This is a genomic window from Pseudomonas sp. NFACC39-1 (assembly GCF_900110355.1).
GTDB classification, from domain to species: Bacteria; Pseudomonadota; Gammaproteobacteria; order Pseudomonadales; family Pseudomonadaceae; genus Aquipseudomonas; species Aquipseudomonas tehranensis.
Window position 1 is genome coordinate 39,297 of the sequence record NZ_FODL01000008.1, and the last position, 12,585, is coordinate 51,881.

Annotated in this window: 12 protein-coding genes and 1 pseudogene; 3 read left to right on the forward strand and 10 right to left on the reverse strand. The window is 61.4% G+C overall.

What is annotated here, in order from left to right:
* Positions 1–134: 134 nt before the first annotated feature.
* The 5 genes from BMY45_RS18050 to glcD all read right to left on the reverse strand — a co-directional run bounded on the left by BMY45_RS18050 (position 135) and on the right by glcD (position 6,586).
* A complete protein-coding gene (locus BMY45_RS18050) occupies positions 135–2,312 on the reverse strand; it encodes a malate synthase G (RefSeq protein ID WP_092399929.1) in 2,178 nt (725 codons plus the stop codon).
* A 76-nt stretch (positions 2,313–2,388) separates the two neighbouring features.
* On the reverse strand, positions 2,389–2,790 hold the full coding sequence (locus BMY45_RS18055) for a heme-binding protein (RefSeq protein ID WP_092399931.1): 402 nt from the start codon (positions 2,788–2,790) through the stop codon (positions 2,389–2,391).
* 12 nt (positions 2,791–2,802) lie between these two features.
* The gene (glcF, locus tag BMY45_RS18060; protein WP_092399933.1) at positions 2,803–4,020 is read right to left on the reverse strand and encodes a glycolate oxidase subunit GlcF; all 1,218 of its coding nucleotides are present in this window, start codon (positions 4,018–4,020) and stop codon (positions 2,803–2,805) included.
* A gap of 2 nt (positions 4,021–4,022) precedes the next feature.
* Positions 4,023–5,081: a glycolate oxidase subunit GlcE gene (gene glcE, locus BMY45_RS18065; protein WP_177193367.1), complete on the reverse strand. Its 1,059-nt coding sequence runs from the start codon at positions 5,079–5,081 to the stop codon at positions 4,023–4,025.
* Positions 5,082–5,086: 5 nt separating this feature from the next.
* Positions 5,087–6,586 (reverse strand): glycolate oxidase subunit GlcD, encoded by a 1,500-nt coding sequence (glcD, locus tag BMY45_RS18070; protein WP_092399935.1) that lies wholly within the window; start codon positions 6,584–6,586, stop codon positions 5,087–5,089.
* A gap of 250 nt (positions 6,587–6,836) precedes the next feature.
* On the opposite strand from glcD, the gene glcC reads away from it, so the two are divergent.
* A complete protein-coding gene (glcC, locus tag BMY45_RS18075; protein ID WP_092399937.1) occupies positions 6,837–7,610 on the forward strand; it encodes a transcriptional regulator GlcC in 774 nt (257 codons plus the stop codon).
* A gap of 107 nt (positions 7,611–7,717) precedes the next feature.
* On the opposite strand, the gene BMY45_RS18080 is transcribed toward glcC, so the two are convergent.
* On the reverse strand, positions 7,718–8,284 hold the full coding sequence (locus tag BMY45_RS18080; protein ID WP_092399939.1) for a DUF6630 family protein: 567 nt from the start codon (positions 8,282–8,284) through the stop codon (positions 7,718–7,720).
* Between the two features lie 248 nt (positions 8,285–8,532).
* Between BMY45_RS18080 and BMY45_RS18090 the strand changes: the two genes are divergently transcribed.
* Positions 8,533–8,694 carry a DUF2986 domain-containing protein gene (locus BMY45_RS18090; RefSeq protein ID WP_092399943.1) on the forward strand — a complete coding sequence of 54 codons (162 nt, stop codon included), beginning with the start codon at positions 8,533–8,535 and terminating at the stop codon, positions 8,692–8,694.
* 135 nt (positions 8,695–8,829) lie between these two features.
* Here the strand turns inward: BMY45_RS18090 and BMY45_RS18095 are convergent, their stop codons facing one another.
* Entirely contained in the window at positions 8,830–10,128 is a 1,299-nt protein-coding gene (locus tag BMY45_RS18095) for an SLC13 family permease (RefSeq protein ID WP_092399945.1), read from the reverse strand.
* A 34-nt stretch (positions 10,129–10,162) separates the two neighbouring features.
* Positions 10,163–10,990 (reverse strand): amidohydrolase family protein, encoded by an 828-nt coding sequence (locus BMY45_RS18100; RefSeq protein ID WP_092399947.1) that lies wholly within the window; start codon positions 10,988–10,990, stop codon positions 10,163–10,165.
* A 163-nt stretch (positions 10,991–11,153) separates the two neighbouring features.
* On the opposite strand from BMY45_RS18100, the gene BMY45_RS18105 reads away from it, so the two are divergent.
* Entirely contained in the window at positions 11,154–11,891 is a 738-nt protein-coding gene (locus BMY45_RS18105) for a GntR family transcriptional regulator (RefSeq protein ID WP_092399949.1), read from the forward strand.
* A gap of 98 nt (positions 11,892–11,989) precedes the next feature.
* On the opposite strand, the pseudogene BMY45_RS28445 reads toward BMY45_RS18105, so the two are convergent.
* Positions 11,990–12,130, reverse strand: a pseudogene (locus tag BMY45_RS28445) (diaminopimelate epimerase); the annotation flags it as partial.
* Positions 12,121–12,486, reverse strand: coding sequence for a VOC family protein (locus tag BMY45_RS18115; protein WP_092399951.1), 366 nt, complete (start codon positions 12,484–12,486; stop codon positions 12,121–12,123). The gene BMY45_RS18115 and the pseudogene BMY45_RS28445, both read right to left, overlap by 10 nt.
* Positions 12,487–12,585: the final 99 nt, after the last annotated feature.

Consider the following 12,585-nt stretch of genomic DNA (forward strand, 5'->3'; position numbering starts at 1 on the left):
TCGCCGCGCTTATGCTCAAGGGCCCCGGCAGCCATGGGCTGTCGGGGCCTGTTGTATTGCGCCCCTGCTAAGACAAGGGCTTGCGGTGCTGGGCTCACGACGGCCACCGCTGGCGACTAAAGAACAAGCCTCCCTCAGGCCTGTTGCTTGAACCGTAAACGCCAGGCGTGCAGCAGCGGTTCAGTGTAGCCGCTGGGTTGTTCGCGGCCCTTGAACACCAGGTCGCAGGCCGCCTGGAACGCCATCGAGGCGGCATAGTCGTCGGCCATGGGGCGATACAGCGGATCACCCGCGTTCTGCTGATCGACCACCTTGGCCATGCGTTCCAGGCTCTCGCGCACCTGAGTCTCACTGACGATTTTGTGGTGCAGCCAGTTAGCGATGTGTTGGCTGGAAATACGCAGGGTGGCGCGGTCTTCCATCAGGCCGACGTTGTGGATATCCGGCACTTTGGAGCAGCCCACGCCTTGCTCGACCCAACGCACCACATAACCGAGGATGCCCTGGCAGTTGTTGTCCAGCTCTTGCTGGATCTGACTGGCGCTCCAGTCAGGCGCGGCCACCACCGGCACGCTGAGCAGGCCATTGAGCAGGTCGTCGCGCTGACCGTTGAGGTCGATGGCTTCCAACTCGCGCTGCACCGCCTGCACATCCACCTGGTGGTAGTGCAAGGCATGCAAGGTGGCGGCGGTCGGTGACGGTACCCAGGCCGTGTTGGCGCCGGCCTGGGGATGGGCGATCTTCTGCTCGAGCATGGCGGCCATCAGGTCCGGCATGGCCCACATTCCCTTACCAATCTGCGCCCGGCCACGCAGACCGCAGCTCAAGCCAACCAGCACGTTGTTGCGCTCGTAGGCCTGGATCCAGGCGCTGCTCTTCATGTCACCCTTGCGCAGCATCGGCCCGGCCTCCATGGCGGTGTGCATCTCATCACCGGTGCGGTCGAGGAAGCCGGTGTTGATGAAGGCGACCCGCGCCGCCGCGCTGGCGATACATGCCTTGAGGTTGATACTGGTGCGGCGCTCTTCGTCCATGATCCCCATCTTCAGGGTGTGCCGAGGCAAGTGCAGTAAGTCCTCGATGCGCGTGAACAACTGATCGGCAAAGGCCACTTCAGCCGGGCCATGCATCTTCGGCTTGACGATATAGACGCTGCCGGTCCGCGAGTTACCGTGGCGCTTTAGGTCATGCAGGGCGATCAGGCTGGTCATCACACCGTCGAGGATGCCTTCGGGGATCTCGTGGCCTTCGCCGTCGAGGATCGCCGGGTTGCTCATCAGGTGCCCGACGTTACGCACAAACAGCAACGAGCGGCCGTGCAGCGTCAACGCGCCGCCAGCGGCAGCGGTGTACTCGCGGTCCGGGTTGAGACGGCGCACGATGGATTTTCCGCCCTTTTCCAGCGCCTCGCTGAGGTCGCCCTTCATCAGGCCGAGCCAGTTGCGGTAGATCAGCACCTTATCGGCCGCATCGACCGCCGCGACGGAGTCTTCGCAGTCGAGGATGGTCGACAGCGCGGACTCCACCAGCAGATCCTTGACCCCTGCGCCATCGCTGGCGCCAATCGGGCTGCCGGCATCGATCTGGATTTCCACGTGCAGGCCGTTGTTTTTCAGCAACACCGCTGTCGGGGCGCTGGCCAGGCCCTGATAACCGACGAACTGGTCGGCCTGGGCCAAACCGGTCTGGGTGCCGTCAGCCAGGGTCACCTGCAGTTGCCCCTCACTGACCCGATAATTGACCGAGTCGGCATGAGAGCCCATGCCCAGCGGCGCGGCCTGATCGAGAAACGCGCGGGCGAACGCGACGACTTTGTCACCACGCACCGGGTTGTAGCCCGGGCCCTTTTGAGCACCACCGTCTTCAGCGATGGCATCGGTGCCGTACAACGCATCGTACAAAGAGCCCCAGCGCGCATTGGCGGCATTCAACGCGTAGCGGGCATTCATCATCGGCACCACCAGCTGTGGACCGGCCTGATGGGTGATCTCGCTGTCGACGTTGGCGGTGCTGACCCGCACCGTGTCTGGCTGCGGCAACAGGTAGCCGATGGACTCTAGAAAATCGCGATAGGCCGGCATGTCGCTGATCGGCCCCGGGTGCGCGCGGTGCCAACTGTCCAGCTTTGCCTGCAGCGCATCACGCTCGGCCAGCAGCGCGCGATTGTGCGGCGCTAGGTCATGCACCAAGGCGTCGAAGCCGGCCCAGAACGCCTCGCGTTCAATCCCGGTGCCGGGCAGCACTTGCTCGTCGACAAACCGTTGCAGGTCGACGGCCACTTGCAGGCGCTGGCAGTTCACGCGTTCAGTCATTTTCACTCTCCAAAAAACAGTCGATGGCCGGCGTCAGATACCCGTGCGGATCACTGAGCAAACGCCTACCTTGCAATCAGCCCAGTGCGGCGATACCGGCTTTGGCCACTTGGGCGTCCTGATCGGCCTTGACCCCGGAAACCCCCACCGCGCCAATCACTTGGCCGTCGACAATCACCGGCACGCCACCTTCCAGCGAAGTCAGCAGCGGCGCGGACAGGAACGCGCTACGCCCGCCATTGACCATGTCTTCATAACCCTTGGTTTCACGACGGCCAAGGGCGGCGCTGCGGGCCTTCTCGGCGGCGATGTAGGCGGCGATCGGGGAGCAGCCATCCAGACGCTCCAGGGCCAACGGGTGACCGCCGTCGTCGACCACGCTGATGCTCACGGCCCAGTGGTTTGTCTCGGCTTCGCTGCGGGCGGCGGCGAGAATTTTGCTGACTTCGGTCTGGCTCAATACGGCTTTGCTAAGCATGCTGTTCTCCGGTTAATTCAGGGCGTCTTCGACCAGTTCGATCCAGTGCCGCACAGGGGTGCGACCGGCGCCGTCGAGGTGGGTCTGGCAGCCGATGTTGGCGGTAACGATCACCTGCGGCTTACCGCTTTCCAGGGCATTGAGTCGGTTGTCGCGCAACTGCCTGGACAGCTGTGGCTGGGTGAGCGAATAGGTTCCGGCCGAGCCGCAACACAGGTGACTGTCGGGCACAACCGTCAAACCGAAACCCAGGCGAGCAAGCACGCTCTCCACGGCGCCACCCAGTTTCTGCGCATGCTGCAGAGTGCAAGGGCAATGGAACGCCACGCGCTTGTCGGCATGCACACCCAGTTGCTCCAGGGGTTCGACGCTGAGCACCTCAACCAAGTCTTTGGCCAGCGTACTGACGCGCCGGGCTTTCTCGGCATAGGCCGGGTCCTGCGCCAGCAGATGGCCGTAATCCTTGACGAAGGCGCCGCAACCGCTGGCGGTTTGCACAATGGCCTCGGCGCCCTGCTCGATGGCGGGCCACCAGGCGTCGATGTTCTGCCGTGCACGCTGCAAGCCTTGCGCCTGGGCGTCGAGGTGGTAGTCCACCGCGCCGCAGCAACCGGCTTCACTGATCGGCGTAACGCTGATGCCGAGGCGATCGAGCACCCGCGCCGTGGCGGCATTGGTGTTCGGTGCCAAGCCTGGCTGCACACAGCCCTCAAGCATCAGCACACGGCGTGCATGGCGTGGCTCGGGGCGGGGCTTGGCGGCTCGGGCAGTGCGCGGCAATTTGGCCTTGAGGCTGGCCGGCAACAGCGGACGAAAAACCTGGCCGACCTCAATCAACCCTTTGAACAACCGCGCATGGGGCACCACGGCCCGCAAGCTTTGACGCAATGCGCGCTGAGCCAGCGGGCGCGGCACGGCGGCATCGACTACCGCGCGGCCGATATCCAGCAGATTGTGGTACTGCACGCCCGACGGACAGGTGGTCTCACAGTTGCGACAGCTCAGACAGCGATCCAGGTGCAGTTGGGTCTTGGCAGTGACTTCGTTGCCTTCCAGCACTTGCTTGATCAGGTAAATACGCCCGCGCGGGCCGTCCAACTCGTCACCAAGGAGCTGGTAGGTCGGGCAGGTGGCGTTGCAAAAGCCACAATGCACACAACTGCGCAGGACGCGTTCGGCTTCCTCGGCGCGCGGTAGGTGCTTGGCCTGCTCACTCAGATGGGTCTGCACAGCTACACCTCGCGATACATACGGCCAGGGTTGAAGATGCCCTGGGGGTCAAGCTGGGTTTTGAGCTGTCGGTGGTAGCGCAGCAACGGGGCGGCCAGCGGATGGAACGGACTGTCGCAGTGGCCGGCGGTGAAACAGGTGGCGTGGCCACCAACTTCGGCGGTGGCCTGGCGGATCAGCGCGACATCGGCATCGGACTTGAGCCAGCGCTGGGCGCCTCCCCAGTCGATCAGTTGCTCACCGGGCAGCGCCAGCACGCCGGTATGAATCGGCACCGACAAACGCCACAGCGGGCGCGGGTCCGCGAAGAAATCCAGGCGCTGCTCGCGCAGGTCAGCCCAGTACGAGCTGTCAAGCAGCTCACCACCGAGGCGCTCTCGGGCCGCCGCGACCGAGCCTTCGCCGCCTTCCAGGCGCAGGTGCAGCGCCTGACCATCATGGCTGGCGGCGCTCAAGGAAAGGGGTTGCTGGCCCCACTCGGCCAGTTTGCGCAAGGCCAGGGCCGCGTCCATCTCAAGCCGAAGACTCAGGCACTGGCGCGGCTTGGGCAGCACTTTGAGTGACACCTCGGTCATCACCCCCAGGCAGCCAAAGCTACCGGCCAGCAGCCTCGAGAGGTCGTAGCCAGCCACGTTTTTCATCACCTCGCCGCCAAAACGCAGGTGCTTGCCCGTGCCGGTGATCAAGCGGGTGCCCAGGACCAGGTCGCGAACCGCGCCGGACCAGGGCCGGCGCGGGCCCGACAGGCCTGCCGCAACCATTCCGCCGAGGGTCGCGGCGCCGGCAAATTGTGCAGGCTCGCAGGTGAGCATCTGCCCGGCCGCGTCCAGCGCCGCCTCCAGCTCAGCCAGCGGCGTGCCGGCGCGGGCGGTGATCACCAACTCGGTCGGGTCGTAGCTGACGATGCCGCGGTGGGCCCGAGTATCGAGCACTTCGCCTTCAACCTTGCGACCGAGAAACGCCTTGCTGTTACCCCCCTGAATGCGCAACGGCGTAGCGCTATTGAGGGCGTGATTGACTTGTTCCAGCAACGCCTCGCTGGCGTCGCAGTCATGCTGCATCACCATTAGAAACGCTCCAGTTCAGGAAAAGGCAGTTGGCCGTGGTGCACGTGCATGGCACCGAATTCGGCACAGCGGTGCAGGGTCGGAATGTTCTTGCCGGGGTTGAGCAGGCCACGCGGATCGAAGGCGGCTTTCACCGCGTGGAACAGGGTCAATTCATCACTGTTGAACTGCACACACATTTGATTGATCTTCTCGCGCCCCACCCCGTGTTCGCCGGTAATGCTGCCGCCCACCTTGACGCAGAGTTCGAGAATCTTGCCGCCCAGGGACTCGGCCCGCTCCAGCTCGCCGGGTTGGTTGGCATCAAACAGAATCAAGGGGTGCATGTTGCCGTCACCGGCATGGAACACGTTGGCCACACGCAGGCCGAACGTCTCGGACAGCTCGCTGATGCCCTTGAGCACCCCGGGCAGTGCACGCCGTGGAATGGTCCCATCCATGCAGTAATAGTCCGGCGAGATGCGCCCGACGGCCGGGAAGGCGTTCTTGCGCCCCGCCCAAAACTTGACCCGTTCAACCTCATCGCGAGCCATGCGCACTTCGGTGGCGCCGGCCTCGCCCAGCACCGCGCGAACACGCTCGCAATCGTCGTGCACGTCGGCCTCCACGCCGTCCAATTCGCACAGCAGGATAGCCTCGGCGTCCACCGGATAACCGGCGTGAATAAAGTCCTCGGCGGCGCGAATGGCCAGGTTGTCCATCATCTCCAGGCCGCCAGGGATGATCCCGGCCGCGATGATTTCACCGACTGCGCGCCCGGCTTTCTCCACCGAGTCAAAGCTGGCCAGCAACACCTTGGCCACCTGTGGCTTGGGCAGCAGCTTGACCGTGACTTCAGTGATGATCCCCAGCATGCCTTCGGAGCCAGTAAACAAGGCGAGCAGGTCGAAGCCGGGCGAATCCAGGGCATCGCTGCCCAGGGTCATGCGCTCGCCTTCAACCGTGAGGATTTCCACCTTGAGCAGGTTGTGCACGGTCAGGCCATATTTGAGGCAGTGCACGCCTCCGGCGTTCTCGGCGACGTTACCGCCAATCGAACAGGCGATCTGCGAAGAGGGGTCCGGTGCGTAATACAGGTCGTAAGGGGCGGCAGCCTGGGAGATCGCCAGGTTACGAACGCCCGGCTGAACACGAGCGAAACGCCCTTCTGGATTGACTTCGAGGATGTGCTTGAAGCGCGCCATCACCAGCAAAATCCCCTGGACCAACGGCAACGCACCACCGGACAAGCCCGTCCCTGCCCCGCGAGCCACCACAGGCACACGGCGTTGATAGCAGAGTTTGAGCAGGCGTTCGACGTGTTCGATGCGTTCAGGCAATACCACCAGCATCGGGGTGGTGGTGTAGGCAGAGAGCCCGTCGCACTCGTAGGGTTTGAGGTCTTCCTGGGTGTGCAGCACTTCCAGGTCTGGAAGCTGCTGGCGCAGTTCCGCCAGCAGCGCAGACTTATCCACCTCGGGCAGCGCCCCATCAACGCGCTCGTCGTACAAAATACTCATGGCAGGCGTTCTCGCTTTATTGTTCTTTTGTGCGGCGTCGGTAGCGAGCCGGCCGCTTGTTATGCGCTATATGTAGAGCCTTGCAGGAGGGTCGTCTATGAGTGAATGAACTGGTATGACCAGTTTTTTCAAGCCAACCTCTAACCCGTCTTTGCCAATGGCCTTACATATAAAGGGCTTGGTGGCTATATTAGGCGCAGCGTGAATAACCATTTAGAACTGGTACTACCAGTTAGCCGAGGCCCCTGACATGCTCGAAGAAACATCCGCCGTTCGCCGTCAGGTCAGTGATGTGGTCGCCGAGCGGATCGAACGATTGATCGTCGATGGCGTGCTCAAGGTGGGCCAGGCGCTGCCCTCGGAGCGCCGCCTATGCGAAAAACTGGGAATATCCCGCTCGGCCCTGCGTGAAGGGCTGAAAGTGCTACGTGGGCGCGGCATTATCGAGACCGCCCAAGGCCGTGACTCACGGGTGGCGACCCTGAACGGGAGCCGCGATGCCAGCCCGCTGATGCACCTGTTCAATTCGCAGCCGCGCACCTTGTTTGATCTTCTGGAAGTGCGCGCACTGCTGGAAGCCGAATCAGCGCGCCTGGCCGCCTTGCGCGGCACAGACGCGGACTTTGTCCTGCTCACCCGACGCTACGAAGAAATGCTCGCCGCCCACAGCCAACCCGTACCTGCCGAGCCGCGCGAACATGCCCGCCTTGACCACGCCTTCCACCTGGCGATCTGCGAGGCCTCGCACAATCCGGTGTTGCTGCACACCCTGCAGTCGTTGACCGATTTGATGCTCAGTACGGTGTTCGCCTCGGTCAACAACCTCTACCATCGCCCTATGCAAAAACGCCAGATCGACCGCCAGCACACCCGGCTCTATCACGCCGTCATCGAGCGCCTGCCGGAACAGGCTCAGCGCGCTGCGCGTGAACACATCCACAGCATCCGCGACAACCTCAAGGAGATCGAACAGGAGGAGCAACGCCTGGTACGTGCGACCATGCGGCTTGAGGGATGGGGGTAGGCATCGGTCTGCGCCAGCGCTATCTCCCCTTCAAAGCAGCGGATTGACTGCTCCCCCGGTGAGCCCATTCCCGGCTACTCCGGCCAAAAACGGATACCCCTCATGGATCAGAAACTATCGAGGCTCACTTCAACACCTGCTTGCTGCGCGAGCTCGATCGTAGTTTCAACCCGATCAGAATCGACGATGAACCCCACATACTCATCGCCGCCGGTGTTCAGGTGCAGGTAGCGCTTGCCGAACGCAGCCAGCCATTGATCGAATCTGGCCAGCACCTGCGGCATTGATAGCTCGCCTTCATGCTGATAGGCGTAAGTCTCCTGCACCCCGCAAGCTCTGACCAAACAGGGTGCCAGGTACTCGAAGCCATCGAAGCCTTTCCAGTCGACCCCCAGCAAAGCCAGATGCTCAAGCTTCTGGCCCCTGTCGACGTCCAGCACCCCCTCCACAAGCGCGGTGGTCGGGTCCTCCCCTGAGCCGTACTTGCGCAGCACCCGCCTGATCAACCTGGCACGTTCATCTTCTGGCGTGCCGGCTAGTATTGCCTGAGCAAACGCTTTGAGCCCGGGACGATAGGGATGCAATTCCCTCATGATCGCGGCGTCGCTAACAGTTGTCTCCTGCGGGGGTGGCAGAGTGAAGCGGCCACCGAACAAGCGATCGAGAATTCCCATTTCCTTTCCTTTGTCCTCCGTTCTTTCCATGGTAGCGGGGAATCCAATGGTCTATCCACTGCGTCGATTCACGCTTACCATCCGCACCAACTGCGGATTTATTCTCTGGGTATTCCCGACCACTTTCACTACATGGATCCTGAGTGGGTGGATAGAGCCGAAGACGCAGTGAAGCCCTATCTCACGACCTCGACTTCGCGCGGAAACCCTCTGCCAGCATCCAAGACTTTACAAACCGAGTAAAAAGTATGAATCGCCGTAAAAAAATAAATCAGTTATTGAAAGCTCACGCAAAAAAGGCGAGTGCCAAACTGGCCCCGCCAAAGAAATCCAAATACATCAGCAAGGCTGACCGGTTAAAGCTGGCTGCTGAACCCGCTCCTGAGGCACTCATTACCCCTGAATCTTGAGCGCCAGCCAAACCAGCAATGGCGGTAGAAGTGGGGGCTGCTGCGCAGCCCAGCGGGAGCAAGCTCCCTCGCCACAGTGGTTAAGGCAGGCCTTGAGTAAATGGCACCTCCCAGACCTGCCAAAGCGAAAACTCTTCAGACAAAAGTCAGCGCAAGGTTGAACAGCATCGCCACAACGAAGCCGATGGGCGCGGCACGCAGCAGCAATTGGGGAAACAGCCGGGTTCGGCTTTGCTCATCGGCGCAGGAGCTCAGGATCAGGCTGCCGCCGGAGGAGAACGGCGAGATAGAGGTGGCTTGGGCGCCAACCACGATGCTGATGAACAGCACCATGGGGTCGATTGACATGGCCGCGGCCAGCGGCGGCACCATGGGGAACAACGCCGGCGTGACCACGCCCAAGGTGCTGGCGAAGATCGACATCAGCGCAGCGACGACACCGAACACCAGGGCTACCAGCACGGGTGGGATATTGCCGCCGATCCACGATGCCAACGCGTCGATGGCACCGGCCTTGATCGCCACCGAAATCAGCATGCCCACACCGCAGATCATAATCAGCGTGCCCCAAGGCAGCGAGGCGATGGCTTTGCGCTCGTCGCCCAGCTTGAGCATCAGCGCGATCACCGAGAACACGCTGGCGATCAGGCCGATGTCCACTTTGGAATTGACGAACGTCACCGTCGCGTTGTCGGGGAACAGGATGTGCGCGATGGGCCCGGCCAACACGATCAGCATCATCAATAAGGTCAGCCACAAAGTGATTCTCTGCTCACGGTTGAGCGGGCTCGGCGCCTCGATCGCGACCGCCGCATTCTTCAGCGCACGGCCGTGACCGGCGAAAAATACGAACGCGGTGATGACCACCAGTGGAATGACCATGGTGCTGGCGAAGATGGCCAGGCCATTGATGAAGGCTTCACTTTCGGGAACACCCAGGCCGGTCATCAGGCCACGGAAGATGATGCCGCTCTGGCTGGAAACAAAGTTGGCACCGCCCAGGGCCCCGTAGTTCACCGCCATGCCGCCGAGTATCAAGCTCATGCCCGTGCGCTGGCACAGCAGCAGCGTCAACGGCGCCATGAAAGCCAGCACCGTGTAGTAACCCGCGCCGAGCCCGGCAATCAGGCAAGCGGTCAGGAACACCGCATAAGGCAGCAGGTGCGGCACGTTACGACAAAGATAAAGCAGGTGTTCGGCGAGCTTCTCCAGCGTACCGTTGACGATGGCGAAGCTGTAGAACAGGCAGACCGAGAAGATGATGAAGAAAATCTTCAACGGCCACATGCCGATGATTTCGGAAGGACTCAAGCCCATGCCGAAACAGCCCAGCAAATAGGCAAAAGCGATGGCGAACAGGCCGATGTTGATTTTGGTGGTGTATCCCAGCGCGACAGCAAGAACGATCGCGGCGACGACGTACAGGCTCATCATGATGTGTGTTCCGTATTATTTTGTTATGGGAAGTTCAACGCGTCGACGCAGCAAAGCCGAACAGGATCGTGGGGTTATCCACCAACACCTGCCGGCGCTTAACCGGGTCGGGAAACAAGGCGTGCACAAAGGCCAACTGCGCGTCGTAGCCGGTGCGCGATTCGAACTGGGTATGGGGCCAATCGCTGCCCCAGACAAAACGATCGATACCGCCACACGCCTGGCGCAATTGCGCCAACACGCCAACCGCGCGGGGCAGGTCTGACTGACTGCGATAGGCGGCAGACAACTTGACCCACAGCCTGTCCTCGCCGAGCAAGGCCAGGAAGCCGTGATGGGCTGGGTTATTCGGGTCGATACCCTGGGAGGGAAGACCGAAGTGGTCCACGACCACCGTGACGCCGGTCGCCAGAACGAAAGGTACAACCAGGACCAAGGCGTCGAAGCCACACTGGATTTCAACCTGCCAGCCAAGCCGGGCCAGTCGCTGGTAAAAAGTCTGCCAGCGCACATCGGTGTAGTCCTGCGGCGCCTTGCCGATCAGATTCAAGCGAACGCCTACCACGCCAGCCTTGGCCAATGCTTGGAGTTGCGCATCCTCGATGTCCGGTTCGACCACCGCGATGCCGCGCAAACGTTGCGGGTAACGTTGCAGGGCCTCGACCATAAAATGGTTGTCGGTGCCCAGAAAGCTCGGCTGGATGAGCACGCCATGGGCAAGGTTGCTGCGATCCAGGTGCCCCAGATAGTGCTCGACCAAGGCGTCGTAATCAGGGCTGTAGCGACGATCACTCGCCATGGGCAAGTCATGCCGGAATATGTGGGCGTGAGTATCTATGCCTTCGAACGACAGGGACATCATGAAGCTGCCTTTGTTGATTTTTGTGGGAGCCCGCCAGGCATGTAAGGCTATTACAGACCTGAAATTCATATAGATGACTGGATGACCATATCTATAAACAACCATCCCTGTCAACGCGCCCAGTGAGGTAAAGTGGCGCATTGCTTGGATTCGGATTGACGGTATGGCCCTTACACACCTTGGACATGACGAGCGACTGCCGCTCTATCAACGACTGCGCGAAGAGATGCTGGCGAAAATCGCCGCAGGTGAATGGCTGCCCGGTGAAGCCATTCCCACCGAGGCAGAACTGACCCGCCACTACGGCGTTGCCGTGGGCACGGTGCGCAAAGCGGTGGAAACGCTGGTCGGGGAAGGGTTGCTGCTGCGCGTCCAGGGCCGTGGCACGTTCGTGCGTCGGCCCAACTTCGACGGTTCACTGTTTCGGTTCTTTCGACAGGTCAATGCCAGCGGTCAATCGCAAGTGCCGCAAAGCCGCATCCTGAGCCGCACCCAGGAAATCCCGGACGCCCACGTGCGCCAGGCGCTGAATCTGACCGAGCACGACTCCACCATCCGCCTGGAGCGCCTGCGCCTCATGGATGGCAGGCCGTTGTTCCACGAGCAAATCTGGCTGCCAACCGCTCGCTTCGGCGCCCTGCTCGACACCGATCTGAGCGACTTCGGCACCCTGCTCTACCCTTTCTATGAAGAACGCTGCGGCATGCGGGTTGCGTCTGCGCGAGAAACCCTGACCGTCGCCTCGGCCGATGAACCACTGGCCGCCACGCTGGGAGTCACCGTCGGCAGCCCAGTGGTGATGGTCGAACGGGTGGCGCTGGGCTACGACCGGCAACCACTGGAATACCGACTGTCGCGGGGTGCTGCCGATACTTTCCGTTATCAGGTGGAGATTTGCTGACAAAAGGCACGGCGCCGCTATCCCTCTCGGCAGCGACTCTTCGCAGCCTCAGTTTCGCGACGCCCGCTATTACGATGTAGTCGCTAACAGCATCACTGCAATTGATTGAAACCGATGCCTCGATGGCGATCACCCATCCGCCGGGCCATGGCACTGGTTAGAGGATTTTTTGAGTTTCGCGAATCCACGAGGATGAAGTCATCGCCATTGGCGTGCATCTTATGAAAGCTCAGTGGCATGCAAACGCTCTACTGGAGATAGAAATGGCGTTGCCATCAGGGTCTTTGGCATTGGCGAATGAATAACCGTCGGCCTGGTGGATGGCGCCAAACTTCAAGCCTTGGGCCATGCACTTCTCCTTGAAGCCCTCAACATCCCGGGTATCAAAAACAAGCTTGACCGTGACTTGTCCCGTTTTAACGGCCTTCCCTGCCGGATGAACCATCAGAATCGCGCCCCCGTTTACAGACCTCAATTGCGTGACGCGATCATCAGCATGTTTTTCACTGACAAAGCCGAAATGACGCTCATAAAAAACGCAGGTCGCCTGGACGTCCCGTACATACAGCATTATTCGATTAAGTAGCGGTTCCATGGGTTCTTCCTTGATCACTGCTGACGGAGAAACCAAGCGCCCCGCGGATCATCGCAGTGGGAGCTCGGATGTAAGACTCGACGTTGGTAGTGCGTCTCC